The sequence below is a fragment of the Kitasatospora sp. NPDC024654 genome (genome assembly GCF_055559155.1).
Map to the genome: position 1 here is coordinate 13,241 of NZ_JBVHLF010000018.1, position 16,875 is coordinate 30,115.

A 16,875-nucleotide genomic window follows, 5' to 3' on the forward strand; every position below is an offset into this window, starting at 1 on the left:
TATTCATGCCAACTCTGGGACGGCGCTGGACGCCGGCGCGCCCTCGGCCCGCTCCACCAGCGCACGCAGTACCCGCTCCCGCTGCTCCGGCGGGTCCTCCACCTCGGCCCGCTCCCGCGCGTAGGCCCGGGACAGGTGGTCGAGGTGGTAGCGCCCGTTCCCCCGGGCGTGCAGCAGGTGCGCGTCGGCGAGCACCTCCAGCACGGCCTCGGCCTCCTCCACCGCGCAGTCCAGCAGCACCGCCACCAGACCGGCGTCGACGTCCTCCGCGCCCACCACGCCGAGCAGCCGCAGCGCCGCCGCCGGGTCGGGCAGACCCGCCGCCAGGTGCGCGGCCTCCCGCAGGCCGCGGTAGCCGACCTCCAGGCTGCCGCGCACCCCCAGGTCGCCGATCCGCAGCTCGTCCAGCAGCCGCGGCGAGCCGGCCAGCCGCCGGGCCAGCCGCTCCAGGTTCCAGTGCGGGCGTCCCAGGTGCCGGGCCCCGACGATGCGCACCGCCAGCGGCAGGCCGGAGCAGCGCCGGACCACCGCCCGGGCCGCGCCCGGTTCCGCCGCCACCCGCTGACAGCCGACGATCGAGCCGAGCAGGTCCAGCGCGGCGGCCTCGTCCAGCGCGGCGAGCGTCACGGTGTGCGCGCCGTCCAGGTCGGCCAGCCGGTCCCGGCTGGTCACGATCAGCCGGCTGGCCCGGCAACCGGGGACCAGCGGGCGGACCTGCGCCGCGTTGCGGGCGTCGTCCAGCACCACCAGGACCCGGCGGTCGGCGGTGAGCGAGCGGTAGAGCAGGGCGGCCTGCTCCTGGGTCGGCGGCACCTCGCCCTCGGGCACGCCGAGGTCCACCAGGAACCGGCCGAGCACCTCGACCGGCTCGACCGGGCGGTCCCGCCCACCCAGGTCGGCGTAGAGCTGCCCGTAGCCGAAGCGCTCCCGCACGGCGTGCGCGACGTGCAGCGCCAGCGCGCTCTTGCCGATGCCGCCGGCACCCGTGATCACCGTGGCCGCGGCGGCCCCACCCGGCAGCACCTCGGCGGTGAGCCGCTCGGTCAGCTCGGCCTCCTCGGCCGCCCGGCCGACCAACACCGGTATGCCGGCCGGGAGTTGGGCCGGGCGATGCCAACGCCGCTCGGTGCGGGCCGACGGCCGGCCCTCCACCACGGCACTCGGGCCGGCGGCCAGCGGGAGGTCGTCGGCGGCCAGGATCCGCCGCTGCATCTCGCGCAGCTCGCTGCCCGGTTCGGTTCCCAGCTGCTCGATCAGCGCGGCTCTGGTCGACTGGAACTGCGCCAGCGCCTCGGACTGCCGCCCGGCCCGGAACAGCGCGAGCATCAACCGGCTCACCAGCGCCTCGCGCAGCGGGCTCTCCCGGACCTCCCGCCAGAGCTCGGGCAGGATCTCGGCGTGCCGGCCCAGCGCGAGGTCGGCGTCCAGCCGCGACTCCAGCGTCCGCAACCGCAGTTCGTGCAGGTAGCGGCCCTCCACGTCACGCAGGGTCCGGGACGGGATGTCCACCAGCGGGTCACCGCGCCACAGCGCCAGGGCGGCGGCGTACTCCGCCGAGGCCCGTTCCAGCTCGCCCGCCCGGACGTGGGCGCCGGCCCGGCTGCGGTGCGCGATGAACCGGCCGAGGTCGGTCTCGTCTTCCGCCAACTCGATGAGGTAGCCAGGTGCTTGGGTCCGGATCCGGCCGCCGGCCTCCGCGCCGAGCACCTGCCGGAGCCTCATCACGTAGGTACGGACCGTGGCGGCGGCGCTCGGCGGCGAGCCACCGTCCCAGACCGCCGCCGCGATCCGGTCGATCGAGACCACCCGGGTGGCGTTGACCAACAGGAGCGCGAGGACCACCCGTTGACGCGGGGCGGACACCACACGCTCCCGCTCGTTGACCTGGACGGAGAGTGGACCGAGCATCCTGAATTGCACGTGCGGCCTCGATTCGTGGCGCGGGAGACGGCGCCGGCCAGAGACAGCGACGACCACGATCCCCCCGGGTCGCGCGTCGGTGTCGACGGCGGTAACAGATATGAATGTAGGGGTGACTCCTTCCGCATAACAACCGTTTCCCGATATGGCCGGAGACAGGTCGTCAAAACGAGCCATTTTTCACGAACCGTCAGAAGTGGGTTTGTGACACCCGGACAGTAGCCAAAGCTGACAAGTCCCTCTCCTGCCCGTAACGACTACACCCCTTGCCCCGCAAGACCGTTGAGCCAGCCGGTCGCCAGCCGGGGCCGCACCCTCCCCGACCCGAAGGGACCTTTTCCGCCATGACGATCTCCGTCGCCCACGACAGCCTCTGGTGCCGCCGCTTCGCGCCCTCCCCCGGCGCCACCCGTCGCCTGGTCTGCTTCCCGCACGCCGGCGGGTCCGCGGTGTACTTCCGGCCGGTGGCCACCGCGTTGAGCCCACGGGTCGAGGTGATCGCCGTACAGTACCCGGGCCGCCAGGACCGGCGCCTGGAACCCGGCATCGACGACATCGGGCAGCTGGCCGACCGCGTCGTGTCGGCTCTCGCCCCTTGGCGCGACACGCCGTTGGACCTCTTCGGCCACAGCATGGGCGCCCTGGTCGCGTTCGAGGTCGCGCTGCGCCTGGAACGCGACGGACGCCCGCCCACCCGGCTGTTCGTCAGCGGCCGCACCGCGCCGACCGCCCCAGCACGGCTCCCGGTCGACCCCACCGACGCCGAACTCATCGCCGACATAAGGTCGTTGAACGGCACCGGCGCCGAGATGCTGGCGGACGACGAGCTGCTGGAGATGATCCTCCCCGCCGTCCGCAACGACTACCGCGCGGTGACCGACTACCGCGGCAACCCCGGCGCCGTGCTGTCCTGCCCGATCACCGCCCTACTCGGCGACCACGACCCCCGCGCGACCATCGAGGAGACCCGCGACTGGCAGGCCCACACCACCGCCGGCTTCGACCTCAGGCTCTTCCCCGGTGGCCACTTCTACCTCACCGACCACGCCCCCGACGTGATCGCCCTGCTCCGCCACCGCCTCACCACACCGAGTCCCTGAGCCGCGGCGGATCAGAACTGCAACGACTTCGGCTGCAGGTACTCCGCCAGGCCGTGCCGCCCGAGTTCGCGGCCCACGCCCGAGGCCTTGTAGCCGCCGAACGGGGCCAGCGGGTTGTAGCGGCCGCCGTTGATGTCGACCTGGCCGGTGTCCATCCGGCGGGCGAAGGCGACGCCGGTCTCCCGGTCGGCCGCCCAGACCCCGCCGGCCAGGCCGTAGACCGTCCCGTTGGCGATCTCCAGGGCGTGCTCCTCGTCGTGGTAGGCGAGGATCGACAGCACCGGGCCGAAGATCTCCTCCTGGGCGACCGTCATCTCCGGGGTGACGTCGGCCAGCACGGTCGGCCGCACGTAGTAGCCGAGCGGCCGCCCGTCCGGCGCCTCCGGGCCGCCCACGACGATCCGGGCGCCCTGCTCGACCGCCGAGCGCAGGTAGCCGCGCACCCGCTCGCGCTGCTTGGCGCTGACCACCGGGCCGAGCCGGGTCTCCGGGTCGGCCGGGTCACCGGGCACGTACTTGTCGGCGGCCTTGACGGCCAGTCGCACGGCCTCCTGGTAGTCGTCCCGGTGGACCAGCAGCCGGGTCCAGGCGGAGCAGGTCTGGCCGGCGTTGGCCATCACGTTGGCCAGGTTGACGTTGACCGCGCGGGCCAGGTCCGCGCCGGGCAGCACCACGTTGGCGGACTTGCCGCCGAGTTCCAGGGCGACCCGCTTGATGCCGCGCCCGGCGGTCTCCGCGATCGCCCGGCCGACCGCGGTGGAGCCGGTGAAGGAGACCAGATCGACCTCCGGGTGCTCGGCGAGCGCCGCGCCGGCGACCTCGCCGACGCCGGTGACCAGGTTGAACACCCCCGCCGGGAAGCCGGCCGTGTGCACCGCCCGGGCGAAGAGCCGGGCGGTCAGCGGGGTGTCCTCGGCCGGCTTCAGCACCACCGGGCAGCCGGCCGCCAGGGCCGGGACGACTTTGGCCACGACCTGGTGCAACGGGTAGTTCCACGGCGTGATCGCACCGACCACGCCCGCCGGCTCGGCGAGCACGGTGGAGTTTCCGACCTGCTCGACGAACGGGTACTCGGCCAGGATCGGCAGGTAGGAGCGGGCGACGGTGATCGGCAGCCCGGCCTGCACGGTGGTGGCGAAGGAGATCGGGCTGCCCAGCTCGGCGCTGATGGTCCCGGCGATCTCGGTCCGCGCGGCCTCCAGCTCCTCGCAGAGCCGGGTCAGCAGGACGAGCCGCTGCTCGCGGGTGGTGGCGCCCCAGGCGCGGGCGGAGGCTCGGGCGGCCCGGACGGCGGCGTCGACGTCCTCGGCCGTACCGGCGGGGACGGTGGCGATCACCTCCTCGGTGGCCGGGTTGACCACCTCCAGCACGTCGTCGCCGAGCGAGGGACGCCAGGCGCCGTCGATGTACTGGTCCGCATGCTGCTGCACGAGCTGGTCCTCTCCTCGCGGTGCGGCGGCCGCCCGGACACCGTCGTCGGGGCCGGCCCGCCGGGGTCGACTACCGCCGCTAGTCAACTCCGGCGGGCGCCGGCCCCGCAACACCGACCCGCTACTGCGGGGTGACGTACGCCCCGGAGATCCCGCCGTCCACCAGGAAGGTGTTGGCGGTCATGAACGAGGAGTCGTCGCTGGCCAGGAACGCCACCGCGGCGGCGATCTCGGACGGCTCGGCGAACCGGCCGAGCGGGATGTGCACCAGCCGGCGGGCCGCCCGCTCCGGGTCCTTGGCGAACAGCTCCTGCAGCAGCGGGGTGTTGACGGGCCCCGGGCAGAGCGCGTTCACCCGGATGCCGTCCCGGGCGAACTGCACGCCCAGCTCACGCGACATCGCCAGCACGCCGCCCTTGGAGGCGCTGTAGGAGATCTGCGAGGTGGCCGCGCCCATCACCGCGACGAACGAGGCGGTGTTGATGATCGAGCCCTTGCCCTGCCGCCGCATGTGCGGGATCGCGTACTTGCAGCAGAGGTAGACGCTGGTGAGGTTGACGTCCTGCACCCGCTTCCACGCCTCCAGCTCGGTGGTCAGGATGGAGTCGTCCTCGGGCGGCGAGATGCCGGCGTTGTTGAAGGCGATGTCGAGGCTGCCGTACTCGGCCACCGCGGTCTCGTACATGGCCTCGACCTGGCCCTTGTCGGTGACGTCGGCCTGCACGAAGAGGCCGCCGACCTCGTTCGCGGCCGCCTTGCCGGACCGCTCGTCGAGGTCGACGCAGACCACCTTGGCGCCCTCGGACGCGAAGCGCCGCGCGGTGGCCAGTCCGATGCCGCTACCCGCGCCGGTGATGACGGCCACCCGGCCGTCGAGACGGTTGGTCATTGCTCAATCCTCCGTGGAGATGAAGACGTTCTTGGTTTCGGTGAAGGCGGCCAGCGCGTCCGGGCCGAGTTCGCGGCCCAGGCCGGACTGCTTGAACCCGCCGAACGGGGTCGAGTAGCGCACCGAGGAGTGCGAGTTGACGGACAGGTTGCCGGCCTCGACACCGCGCGCCACCCGCAACGCCCGGCCCACGTCGCGGGTCCAGATCGAGCCGGAGAGGCCGTACTCGGTGTGGTTGGCGATCCGCAGCGCGTCCTGCTCGTCGCTGAACGGCACCACGGTCACCACCGGGCCGAAGACCTCCTCGGTGAAGACCCGGGCGCCCTGGTCGACCGGCGCCAGCACGGTCGGCGGGAACCAGAAGCCCTTCCCGCCAGGAGCCGTCCCCTGCACGGCTACTGACAGGTCGTCGGTCAGGAACCCGGCCACCCGCTCGCGGTGCGCGGCCGAGATCAGCGGGCCCATCTCGGTCCTCTCGTCCCACGGGTCACCGACCCGCACACCGAGCACGGCCGGTTCCAGCAGCGCCATGAACTCGTCGTAGACCGACTCCTGGACCAGGATCCGGGAGCGGGCGCAGCAGTCCTGCCCGGCGTTGTCGAAGACCGCGTACGGCGCGGTGGCCGCCGCCCTGGCCAGGTCGGCGTCGGCGAAGACGATGTTGGCGCTCTTGCCGCCGAGTTCCAGGGTGACCGGCTTGACCTGCTCGGCGCAGCCCGCCGCGATCTCCTTGCCGACCCGGGTCGAGCCGGTGAAGACCACCTTACGCACGTCGGGGTGGGTGACCAGGCGCCGGCCGACCACCGGGCCGCGCCCGGGCAGCACCTGCAGCACGCCCTCGGGCAGGCCGGCGCGCAGCGCGAGCTCGGCCAGGCGCAACGCGGTGAGCGGGGTGTACTCGGCGGGCTTGACGATCACCGTGTTACCGGCCGCGAGCGCCGGGGCCAGGCCCCAGGCCGCCACCGGCAGCGGGAAGTTCCACGGCACGATCACGCCGACCACGCCGAGTGGTTCCTGGAAGGTGACGTCCAGGCCGCCGGCCACCGGGATCTGCCGGCCGAACAGCCGCTCGGGGGCGGCCGCGTAGTACTCGACGACGTCCCGGGCGTTGCCCGCCTCCCAGCGGGCGTTGCCGATGGTGTGGCCGGCGTTGGCGACCTCGAGGCCGGCCAGGTGCTCGCGGTCGGCGTCGATCTCGGCGGCGAAGGCGCGCAGCAGGCGGGCCCGGTCGGCGGGGGTGACCCGCCGCCACTGCTCGAAGGCGGCCTTGGCGCGGGCGATCGCGGCGTCGGTCTCGGCCGGGCCGGCCAGCGGCACGGTCTGCAGCACCTCCTCGGTGGCCGGGTTGACCACGTCGAAGAGTTCGGGCCCGGCATCAACCAGCTGGTCGGTCACTGGACTGGCTCCTTGACTGCCGCCGCTCGGGCGGCGGTGACGAAGGCTTCGAAGAGCCTGGGATCGGCGGAATCGGCCTCGGGGTGCCACTGCACGCCGAGGACGAAGCGGGCGTCGGGGAGTTCGACGGCCTCCACGGTGCCGTCGCCGGCGCGGGCGGCGGGGCGCAGGCCGGTGCCGAGCCGGCCGATCGCCTGGTGGTGGTAACAGCGCACCTCGGCCGTCGTGCCGAGGATGCCGGCCAGCCGGGTGCCGGCCCGGACGGAGACCCGCTGGTCGAGGTACTGGGCCCGGCCCGCGCGGTGGGTGCGGCCCTCGCCGAGCAGGTCGGGCAGGTGCTGCACCAGGTCACCGCCGAGCGCGATGTTGAGCACCTGCATGCCGCGACAGACCCCGAGCAGCGGCAGGTCGCGGTCGAGCGCGCCCCGCAGCAGCTCGAACTCCCACGCGTCGCGCTTCCGTTGGGGCGCGTCGTTGCTGGGGTGCGGGCTGGCGCCGTAGCGGTCGGGGGCGATGTCGGCGCCGCCGGCGAGCAGCAGGCCGTCCAGCCGGTCCAGCAGCCCGCCGTTGACGGTGGTCTGCGGCGGCAGCAGCACGGGCACCCCGCCGGCCGCCTCGACCGCGGCGACGTAGCTCTGCGGAACCAGCGCGGCCGGTTGGCGCCAGACGCCCCAGGCGGCCTCGTCCAGGTAGCTGGTGATCCCCACCAGCGGTCCGGCGGTCACAGCCGCTCGAATCCGCGCCGGCGCTCCCAGTCGGTCACCGCCGCGTCGAAGGCGGCGAGTTCGACCCGGGCGGCGTGCGTGTAGTGGCGCACCACGTCCTTGCCGAAGGCGGTGGCCGCGGCCTCGCTGGCCTCGAAGGCGGCGGCGGCCTCGCGCAGTGTGGCGGGTACCCGAGGAGCGTCGGAGGTGTAGGCGTTCCCGGTCAACTCCGGTTCCAACTCCAGCTCCTGCTCGATGCCGTGCAGTCCGGCGGCGATCAGCGCGGCGACCGCCAGGTACGGGTTGACGTCGCCGCCGGGCACCCGGTTCTCGAAGCGCAGCGAGGAGCCGTGGCCGACCACCCGCAGCGCGCAGGTGCGGTTGTCGCGTCCCCAGGCGATCGCGGTGGGCGCGAAGCTGCCGGCCTGGTAGCGCTTGTAGGAGTTCACCGTGGGGGCCAACAGCAGCGCGAAGTCCGCCAGGCAGGCGAGTTGGCCGGCGAGGAAGTGCTCCATCACCCGGGAGAAGCCGTGCTCGCGGTCGCCGGCCATCACCGGGTCACCGTCCGCGTCGCGCAGGCTCAGGTGGATGTGACAGGAGTTGCCCTCGCGCTCGTTGTACTTCGCCATGAAGGTGAGGCTGACCCCCTCCTGGGCGGCGATCTCCTTGGCGCCGGTCTTGTAGACCGTGTGGTCGTCGCAGGTCTCCAGCGCGGTGCGGTACTTGAAGGCGATCTCGTGCTGGCCGAGGTTGCACTCGCCCTTGGCGGACTCGACGGTGAGCCCGGCACCGGCCATCTCGTTGCGGATCCGGCGCAGCAGCGGCTCGATCCGCCCGGTGCCGAGGATCGAGTAGTCGACGTTGTACTGGTTGACCGGGGTGAGCCGCTGGTAGTCCTTGTCCCAGGCCTGCTCGTAGCTGTCCCGGAACACGATGAACTCCAACTCCGTTCCGGCGTAGGCCTGCCAGCCGTGTTCGGCGAGCCTCTCCAGCTGGCGGCGGAGGATCTGCCGGGGCGAGACGGCGACCGGACTGCCGTCCTGCCGGGTGAGGTCGCACTGGACCATGGCGGTGGCCGGGTGCCAGGGGACCAGCCGCAGCGTGTCCAGGTCGGGGCGGAACACCAGGTCGCCGTAGCCGCTGTCCCAGGAGGAGAGTTCGTAGCCCTCCACGGTGTTCATGTCGATGTCGACGGCGAGCAGGTAGTCGCAGCCTTCGGCGGCGTGTGGCACCACGTCGGTGAGGAAGTAGTCGGCGGCCAGCCGCTTGCCCTGCAACCGGCCCTGCATGTCGGTCATGGCGAGCACGACGGTGTCGATGCCGCCGTCGGCGACCCGGGCGCGCAGCTCGTCGAGGGTGAGCCGGGGGTTGCCCATCAGATCTGCACCTCACGTTCGTCGGCGGGGAGTTGGGTGAGTGTCCCGGCGGCGGCCGGCTCGTCGGCCGGCCCGGTCACCCGCGGTCCGGTGAACCAGCGCCGGGCCGAGAGCAGCCACCACAGACCGGCGAAGCCGAGCACCACGGCGACCGCGACGCTGGTGTAGTTGAAGCTCTTGACGGTGATCGGGCTGACCGTGGGCAGCATGAACAGGACGGTGATCAGCACGGTCCAGGCGACCGCGGCGATGCCGATCGGGCGGCTCCAGCGGCCCAGGTTCCACGGCCCGACCGGGAACGCCTCGCCCTGCCGCAGCCGGAGGAACACCGGGATCACGTAGGCGATGTAGAGGCCGATCACCGAGACCGAGGTGACGGCCGCGTAGGCGGTGGAGTTCCACAGTGCGGGCAGGCCGAGCAGGAAGGCACCGGCGGCGGCGAACCAGACCGCGTTGGTCGGGGTCTGGGTGCGCGGGTCGATCCGGTGCCAGAGCCGGGAGCCCGGCAGTGCGCCGTCCCGCGAAAAGGCGTAGATCATCCGGGAGTTGGCGGTGACCGAGGCCATCCCGCAGAAGAACTGGGCGCCGATCACGATCAGCAGCAGCAGTTCGGCGCCGCGGGTGCCGAGCGCGTCCAGGAAGATCTGCGCGGGCGGCACACCGGTCGAACTGTTCAGCGCGCCGTCGTAGTTCTGGATCGCGAAGGTGATGCCGAGCAGCAGGACCCAGCCGGCCACCAGCGAGACCAGGATCGAGTTGACGATGCCGCGCGGGCCGGAGCGGGCCGCGTCCTGGGTCTCCTCGGTCATGTGGGCCGAGGCGTCGTAGCCGGTCAGGGTGTACTGGGCGAGCAGCAGGCCGAGCAACGCGACGTAGAACGAGCTGTGGAAGCCGGTGTCGTTGACGAAGTGGCCGAACACGAAGGCGGCGGAGGCGTGGTGGGAGGGCACCAGGAGCAGCGCGCCGACGATGATCAGCACGCCGAAGACGTGCCACCAGACGCTGACGTTGTTGAGCACGGCCACCAGCCGCACGCCGCGGGTGTTCAGCAGCCCGTGGACCAGCAGCAGCACCGCGAATATCTCCACGGTGTGCGCGGGGGTGGCGGCGAAGCCGAACTGCATCTCCAGCAGCGCGTTGGCGAAGGTCGCGGCGCCGTAGTCGACGCCGGCGGTGACGGCGACCTGGCCGAGGAAGTTGAACCAACCGGTGAACCAGCTCCACGCCGGGCCCCGGGAGGGGGCGAGCTTGGCCGCCCAGTAGTACAGGCCGCCCGCGGTCGGGTAGCTGGAGCAGATCTCGGCCATCGCGAGGCCGACGCAGAGCGTCATCAGGCCGACCACCGGCCAGCCCCAGGTGATCAGTGCCGGGCCGCCGGTGCTCATGCCGAAGCCGTAGAGGGTGAGACAGCCGGAGAGGATCGAGACGATCGAGAAGGAGACGGCGAAGTTGGAGAAGCCCGACATCGAGCGGGCCAGTTCCTGGGTGTAGCCGAGTTCGCGCAGCCGTTGCTCGTCGGAGGAGAGCACCGGTGAATCGGAGGCGGGAGCGGGTGGGTGGTCCGGCGGGAGTACCGGCTGTTCAGCAGACATGCGCACCCCTTGGGGGTTCGGTGGGGGATCCGAAACATGCGCCCACGACACTGTGGTTTCTCAATGGCCCAGAAGCAGACCTTTGACGTAGTGCGCATGTTTCCCCCTGCGCCGCCACCACGTCAAGAAGGCCCGCCCGGCTTCCCGGCCGCCTTGCCCCGATCGTGACCAAGCGGACCACGGACCGCGGCGAACGGTCCGCACCTGGGTACGATTCCGGGGTGGACCAGGCAGCGGAAAGCGATCTGCGGATGGACTGGCAGGGCGGCGCGATCTTCCGCCCCGTCCGGACCGGCAACGCCTTCGAGGAGACGGTCGAGCGGCTCCTGGAGGCCATCAAGCTCGGCGTCTTCGCCTACGGCGACCGGCTGCCGGCCGAGCGCGAGCTGGCCGCCCGGCTCAACATCAGCCGCGAGACGCTGCGCGAGGCGATCCGCTCGCTCCAGCAGGCCGGCTGCGTGGAGTCGCGGCGCGGTCGCTACGGCGGCACCTTCGTCACCTACCGGTTGCCACCGCCCGACCTCGGCGAGCTGCGCCGGGTGGTGGCCGACATGGGTCTGGAGCTGGAGGACGCGCTCACCTACCGGATGGTGCTGGAGACCGGCGCCTCCGAGCAGGCCGCCCGACGAGACCTGACAGCGGATCAGCGTGCCTACCTGGCCCGGAGGTTGTCCGATCTGGAAGACGCCACACCGGAGCAGTACCGGCAGCTCGACTCGCGCTTCCACCTGGCGATCGCCGAGCTGACCGGCTCGCACTCGCTGGCGGCCGGGGTCGCCGAGTGCCGGATGCGGCTGAACGACCTGCTCAACGCGATCCCGATGCTGGAACGCAACATCGACCACGCCTCGGAGCAGCACCGCGCGATAGTGGAGGCGATCCTGACCGGCGACGTCGCCGCCGCCCGCCGCTCCACCGAGGAGCACCTGGCCGCCACCGCGGCCCTGCTGCGCGGCTTCCTCGGTTGACACCCACCCACCACCCGGCCGAACCACCGCACCACCCCGGCCCACCGGTGCCGGCGCGGCCGTCCCCATCCACGCTGTCGGCGCCCCGCAACCGCACGGCCGCAGCGCGCGTCCTCATCGGTACGACGATGTTCCACCGGCTCACTTCGGCAAGGAGTAGCAGACCGTGACCATCTCCCTTCGGCGCACCGTCGCCCTCGGCGCGGCGGGCGTGTTCGCCCTCGCCGGCACCGCCATCACCGCGACCCAGGCCCAGGCCGCCCCGGCCGCCCCGCGCACCTGCCAGGTCTCCGACCTGTACGTGTCCGCGGGGACCGCCAGCCCCGGCGCGGGACAGCTCTACGTCACCGTCGTGTTCACCAACACCAGCACCACCGCCTGTGCGCTGCGCGGCTACCCCGGCGCCTCGTTGGTCGGCGTCGACCACGCCGAGGTCGCACCGCCGGCCACCCGCACCGGCGAGCCGGTGAGCACCGTGACGATCGCCCCCGGCTCCTCGGCCAGCGCGCTCCTGCACACCACCAACGGGCCGATCGGTGGTCCGTGCAGCGCCGCCAGCACGTACCTGCAGATCTACCCGCCGGCCTCCTACCAGGCGGTCCTGATCCCCTACACCCTGGAGGCCTGCAGCAACGTGTTCACGGTCTCCCCGGTGCACGCCGGCGCCCAGGGCTGAGCATGCGTGCGGCGCTGTACGACCGCTACGGCCCTCCGGAGGTGCTGTACCAGGGCACGGCGCCGAAGCCGGTCGCCGGACCCGGCGAGGTGCTGGTCCGGGTCCACGCCGCCAGCGTGAACAGCGCCGAACTCGCCGGGCGGGCCGGGAGGCTGCGCCCCCTGACGGCCGCGGCCGGGTGGGGTTTCCCCAAGCGCGTGGGAATGGACTTCACCGGCGAGGTCGCCGCCCTCGGCTCCCCGCGGTCCGGCCTCAGGACCGGCGACCGGGTCTGGGGAGTGCTGCCGCGGACCTTCGGCAGCGCGGCCGAGTTCGTGACCGTGTGGCCCCGGCAGCTGGCCTTCGCGCCGCCCGGACTGGATCCGGTCCGGGCGGCGGCGCTGCCCGGGGTCGGCACGACGGCGATCACCGCGCTGCGGGACCAGGCCCGCCTCGCCGCGGGCGAACGGCTGCTGGTGCGCGGCGCGAGCGGCGGTGTCGGCAGCGTCGCCGTGCAGCTCGGACGGGCGTACGGCGCCCGGGTCACCGCCCTCGCCGGGGCCGGCAACCTCGACCTGGTACGGGACCTCGGCGCCGACGAGACCTTCGACTACGCGACCACCGGCGCGGGCGACCTCGGCCCGTTCGACGTCGTCCTCGACACGGTGGGCACCGACTTCGCCGCCTACCGCCGGCTGCTGGCACCGGGCGGGCGGATGGTGTCGATCACCTTCGACCACCGGCACCCGGTCGCCTCGCTCGGCTACCTGCTCGCGTCGGCCGCCTTCGGTCCGCGCCGGGTACGGTTCTTCAGCGGCCACCCCACCCACCAACTCCTGGCCGATCTCGCCCAGTTGGTGGAGGACGGCGCGATCCGTCCGGTGGTCGACACGGTGTACCCGCTCGCCGACATCGCCCGGGCACACCGTGCCCTGGAGGCCGGCGGGGTCCGCGGGAAGATCGTCGTCGCGGTCGGCTGAGCCCCGGCCCGCGAGCCCGTCGCGGGCCGCCGAAGCCGTGCGCCGACCGGCCGGCCCCACCCACCGCCGACGGCCCACCCGCCGCGCACCCCGCCGGCCGCCGCACCGCACACGCTGGCATGATCGACCTGACCGGCCCCGGGGATGCGCCCCGGGCGGGAGTGAACGGGGGGACGACCATGGCGGACGACGAGCGGCACCGGGTGCTGGTGATCGACGCGGCGCCGGACGAACTGCTGCCGTTGGAGATCGACCGCCTGCTCGAACTCGGCCTCGACGTGACGCTCAACCTCTGGCGCGTGGTCGACCCCGCGGCGGCGCGCCGTCGCTACGCCGGCCGCCTCGGCTTCGTCGAGGTGGACGGCTTCGACCAGGCCGCCGTGGCCGAGGCGGTGGTGGCCGGCGGCGGGCACGACGCCGTGAAGACCCGGGTGAACGTACCGCTCGGCGAACCGCTCTTCCGGGCCGGGACGGCCGCCGGGCTGGCCCGTCCGCTGCGGGTGGTGGCGCAGGCCGGTGCCGGCACCAACCACGTCGACCTGGCGGCGGCCAGCCACTACGGGATCCGGGTGACCCACACCCCGGGCTCCAACGCCGACGCGGTGGCCGAGTTCACGCTGGCCCAACTGCTCACGCTGAGCCGGAATCTGGCGGTTCACAACAGCCACTCGCACCGCGGGGTGTGGCGCGGGGCACCGGCCGGGCAGCCCCGGCAGCTGGCCGAACTGACCCTGGGCGTGGTGGGGTTCGGGCTGATCGGCCGGGCACTGGCCCGACGGGCCCGCGCACTGGGCATGCCGGTGCTGGCGCACGGCCCCCGGCTGACCGAGCGGCAGGCCGCCGCGTACGACGTGCGTCGCGCCGCCTCCCTGCCCGAACTCCTCGCCGGCAGCGACGTGGTCTCGTTGCACACCCCGCTGACCGCGCGGACCCGAGGGCTGATCGGCGAGCGCGAACTCGCCCTGCTGCGCCCCGGCGCGCTGCTGCTGAACACCGCGCGCGGCGGGGTCGTGGACGAGGCGGCACTGGCCCGGGCGCTGCGCGACCGCGACCACCCGCTGGCGGGTGCCGCGCTGGACACCTTCGCCGACGAGCACCACGCCTTCGCCTCACCGCTGTTCGGCATCGAGGCCGCACTGCTCACCCCGCACATCGCCGGCATGACCCGGACGGCGATGACCGAGGCGGCCCTGCGCAGCGCGCAGTACCTCGCGGCCCTGCTGGCCGGCTCGGACCACGAGGTACCGCTGGCTAACACACCGTCGAGCGCACCCGGTTCGCGCTGAACAGCACCGCCGCCAGCCGCTCGGGCGTGAGCGCGGCCCGTTCCGCGCGATCCAGGCCGCGGACCGTGAACACCGCGCTCTCACCGGGCAACAGGGTCAGCAGCCCGCGGTCGACCACCGCCCGCGGGCCGAGCCGGTCGGCCTGCACCAGCAGATCGCGGACCAGGGTCCGGGCGGTGAAGCGCAGTCGGACCTCACCCTCGGCCGTGGCGGGCAGCAGCGTGAGCTCGCCGCGGCCCGGCGGGTAGCCGAACTCCCGGTCCGGGCAGCCGAGTCGGATGTCGCGCAGACCGTCCGTGCCGTCCACCTCCGTGTCGACGCAGAGCAACTCCCCGGTCGGGTCGGCGAAGGCGGTCAGCCGCTCGGGCAGCGGCAGCACGGCGACCGTGCGAGCGGGTGCGACGACGCTCAGCAGCTCCTCGGCCACCATGCTGCCGTCCGCCCGCAACCGGCGCACCCGGGCGGCGCACGACCACGGCTCGGCCGACTGGTTGTCGACGGCCAACACGGTCAGCCCGTCCCGCTGTTGGAAGGTGAGCAGCCGGTCCGCGTAGAGCCGGCGCAGCTCGTGGAGAAGCGGCTTGGGGCGACCGTCACCGTCCACGGCGGCCCAGGAGGTCACCGGCCAGCAGTCGTTGAGCTGCCAGAGCACGGTGCCCGCGCAGCGCGGCCAGTGCGAGCGCCAGTGGGCGATCCCGACGGCGACGGCGCGGGCCTGGTTGAGCTGGGTGAGGTAGTGCCATTCGTCGAAGGTGGCGGGTGGCGCGAAGTGCCGCTCCAGGCCGCGCGCCAGCTTGGCGTTGCCGTCGGTGGCCTTCTGGTGGTGCAGCATGCCGGGCGAGTCGGCGGCCGGCGGATCGTCGCTCAGCGCCCGCCGGAGGGTGGCGTACGCGGGCGGCGCCTGCCAGCCGAACTCGGCGACGAAGCGCGGCACTTGGCCTAGGTAGTCGGTGTAGTCGCGACTGTTCCAGACCTCCCAGGAGTGATGGGTTCCGTGCGCCGGGTCGTTGGGGTGGTGCGCCCAGGAACCGGACCACGGGCTGCCCGCCCAGTACGGCCGGGTCGGGTCGAGTTCCGCGGTGATCCGCGGCAGCAGACCGAGGTAGTAGCCCTCACCCCAGCTGTCTCCGGCCAGTTGGGGTTCCCACTGCCAGTCCCGGAAGCCCCAGAGGTTCTCGTTGTTGCCGTTCCACAGCACCAGGCTCGGGTGCGGGGCGAGCCGGACCACGTTCTCCCGGGCCTCGGCCGCCACCTCGCCGCGCAGCGGCTGCTCCTCGGGGTAGGCGGCGCAGGCGAACGGGAAGTCCTGCCAGACCAACAGACCCAACTCGTCACAGGCGTCGTAGAACTCCTCGCTCTCGTAGATGCCGCCACCCCAGACCCGGACCAGGTTCACCCCCGCCTCGGCGGCCTGCCGCAGCCGGTGGCGGTAGCGCTCGCGGGTGACCCGGGAGGGGAAGACGTCGTCGGGGATCCAGTTGACCCCGCGGGCGAACAGCCGTTCGCCGTTGAGCAGCAGGGTGAAGGCGGTGCCGTGCGGATCGGCGGAGGTGTCCAGCCGGACGGCCCGGAAGCCGATCCTGCGCCGCCAGCTGTCCAGCGGGGTGGCGTCGACGGCGTCGGAGAGGACGATCTCGCATTCGTACAGCGGCTGTTCGCCGTAGCCGCGCGGCCACCAGAGGTCGGGGCGCGGGACGGTCACGGCGACCGTGGTGGTGAGTGCGCCGGACGCGACGGCGGCCTCCTGGACCACCTCCTCCCGGGCCGTCCCGCCGACCCGGATCCGGACCGCCAGCGGGCGGGCGGCGCCGGAGGGGGTGCGCTCCAGGTCGAGGTGCAGCTCGACCCGGCCCGTGCCGTCGGCGTCGACGGTGACCAGCGGGCGGACCCGGGCCAGCCGCGCCGTGCTCCAGTGCTCCAGCCGGGCCGGGCGCCAGATCCCGGCGGTGACCAGGGTCGGCCCCCAGTCCCAGCCGAAGGCGCAGGCCATCTTGCGGATGTGGTTGAACGGCTCGGGGTAGGCGTTGGGGCGGTCGCCGAGCTGGGCGCGGACGGCTTCGGCCTCGGCGTGGGCGGAGCCGAGACGGACGGTGAGCGCGGCGGGGTCCGGCTCCCGGGCGGGTTCGGCGAGCAGGCCGGTCACGTCGAAGCGGTAGCCGCGGTGCATGTTGCGGGTGCTGCCGAGCCGGTGGCCGCGCAGGGTGATCTCGGCGACCGTGTCCAGGCCGTCGAAGACCAGGTCGGTGCGCTCGAACCCGGCCGGAGGGGCGGGCAGCACGGTGTCGTAGCGCCAGTCGGCCCGGCCCACCCAGGCGACGTCGAACTCGTTGCGGTCCAGGAAGGGATCGGGGATCAGACCGGCGCCGAGGAGATCCGTGTGCACGCACCCGGGCACCTCGGCGGGGACCACCTGCCCGGCCCGCAGCCCGGGCGGAGCCTGCGCGGGGAGCCGATCCGCGGCGGCCGGGCCCAGCGTCCAGCCCTGGTCCAGCGGAGTGATCTGCTTCAACCCTGCCTCCCTCGAAGCGATTTGGCCCGCTCCCCCGCGCGCAGCGTACCGCTCTCCGGGCGGGCCCGCCC

Annotated in this window: 13 protein-coding genes; 5 read left to right on the plus strand and 8 right to left on the minus strand. The window is 73.2% G+C overall.

Annotated elements, in window-relative coordinates; translation table 11 throughout:
* Positions 1-3: 3 nt before the first annotated feature.
* On the minus strand, positions 4-1,908 hold the full coding sequence (locus ACZ38L_RS13590; RefSeq protein WP_465692372.1) for an AfsR/SARP family transcriptional regulator: 1,905 nt from the start codon (positions 1,906-1,908) through the stop codon (positions 4-6).
* 356 nt (positions 1,909-2,264) lie between these two features.
* Between ACZ38L_RS13590 and ACZ38L_RS13595 the strand changes: the two genes are divergently transcribed.
* Positions 2,265-3,020 carry a thioesterase II family protein gene (locus tag ACZ38L_RS13595; RefSeq protein ID WP_465692374.1) on the plus strand — a complete coding sequence of 252 codons (756 nt, stop codon included), beginning with the start codon at positions 2,265-2,267 and terminating at the stop codon, positions 3,018-3,020.
* Positions 3,021-3,031: 11 nt separating this feature from the next.
* Here ACZ38L_RS13595 and ACZ38L_RS13600 read toward each other — a convergent pair whose 3' ends face one another.
* The 6 genes from ACZ38L_RS13600 to ACZ38L_RS13625 all read right to left on the minus strand — a co-directional run bounded on the left by ACZ38L_RS13600 (position 3,032) and on the right by ACZ38L_RS13625 (position 10,406).
* A complete protein-coding gene (locus ACZ38L_RS13600; RefSeq protein ID WP_465692376.1) occupies positions 3,032-4,450 on the minus strand; it encodes an aldehyde dehydrogenase family protein in 1,419 nt (472 codons plus the stop codon).
* A 121-nt stretch (positions 4,451-4,571) separates the two neighbouring features.
* Positions 4,572-5,339 carry a 3-oxoacyl-ACP reductase gene (locus ACZ38L_RS13605; protein ID WP_465692378.1) on the minus strand — a complete coding sequence of 256 codons (768 nt, stop codon included), beginning with the start codon at positions 5,337-5,339 and terminating at the stop codon, positions 4,572-4,574.
* Between the two features lie 3 nt (positions 5,340-5,342).
* Positions 5,343-6,734 (minus strand): aldehyde dehydrogenase family protein, encoded by a 1,392-nt coding sequence (locus tag ACZ38L_RS13610; protein ID WP_465692380.1) that lies wholly within the window; start codon positions 6,732-6,734, stop codon positions 5,343-5,345.
* Complete coding sequence (locus ACZ38L_RS13615) at positions 6,731-7,459, minus strand: gamma-glutamyl-gamma-aminobutyrate hydrolase family protein (RefSeq protein ID WP_465692382.1); 729 nt, start codon at positions 7,457-7,459, stop codon at positions 6,731-6,733. Before ACZ38L_RS13615 ends, ACZ38L_RS13610 begins: the two co-directional genes overlap by 4 nt.
* Positions 7,456-8,814: a glutamine synthetase family protein gene (locus ACZ38L_RS13620; RefSeq protein ID WP_465692384.1), complete on the minus strand. Its 1,359-nt coding sequence runs from the start codon at positions 8,812-8,814 to the stop codon at positions 7,456-7,458. Before ACZ38L_RS13620 ends, ACZ38L_RS13615 begins: the two co-directional genes overlap by 4 nt.
* Positions 8,814-10,406, minus strand: coding sequence for an amino acid permease (locus ACZ38L_RS13625; RefSeq protein WP_465692386.1), 1,593 nt, complete (start codon positions 10,404-10,406; stop codon positions 8,814-8,816). The genes ACZ38L_RS13620 and ACZ38L_RS13625 overlap by 1 nt, the downstream gene beginning before the upstream one ends.
* A 221-nt stretch (positions 10,407-10,627) precedes the next feature.
* On the opposite strand from ACZ38L_RS13625, the gene ACZ38L_RS13630 reads away from it, so the two are divergent.
* The 4 genes from ACZ38L_RS13630 to ACZ38L_RS13645 all read left to right on the plus strand — a co-directional run bounded on the left by ACZ38L_RS13630 (position 10,628) and on the right by ACZ38L_RS13645 (position 14,295).
* Positions 10,628-11,374 (plus strand): FadR/GntR family transcriptional regulator, encoded by a 747-nt coding sequence (locus ACZ38L_RS13630; protein ID WP_465692388.1) that lies wholly within the window; start codon positions 10,628-10,630, stop codon positions 11,372-11,374.
* A 166-nt stretch (positions 11,375-11,540) separates the two neighbouring features.
* The gene (locus tag ACZ38L_RS13635) at positions 11,541-12,050 is read left to right on the plus strand and encodes a DUF4232 domain-containing protein (RefSeq protein ID WP_465692390.1); all 510 of its coding nucleotides are present in this window, start codon (positions 11,541-11,543) and stop codon (positions 12,048-12,050) included.
* Between the two features lie 2 nt (positions 12,051-12,052).
* Complete coding sequence (locus ACZ38L_RS13640; RefSeq protein WP_465692392.1) at positions 12,053-13,009, plus strand: NAD(P)-dependent alcohol dehydrogenase; 957 nt, start codon at positions 12,053-12,055, stop codon at positions 13,007-13,009.
* 179 nt (positions 13,010-13,188) lie between these two features.
* Positions 13,189-14,295: an NAD(P)-dependent oxidoreductase gene (locus tag ACZ38L_RS13645; RefSeq protein ID WP_465692394.1), complete on the plus strand. Its 1,107-nt coding sequence runs from the start codon at positions 13,189-13,191 to the stop codon at positions 14,293-14,295.
* Here the strand turns inward: ACZ38L_RS13645 and ACZ38L_RS13650 are convergent.
* Positions 14,261-16,804 carry a glycoside hydrolase family 2 protein gene (locus tag ACZ38L_RS13650; protein ID WP_465692396.1) on the minus strand — a complete coding sequence of 848 codons (2,544 nt, stop codon included), beginning with the start codon at positions 16,802-16,804 and terminating at the stop codon, positions 14,261-14,263. The genes ACZ38L_RS13645 and ACZ38L_RS13650 overlap by 35 nt on opposite strands.
* Positions 16,805-16,875 lie beyond the last annotated feature (71 nt).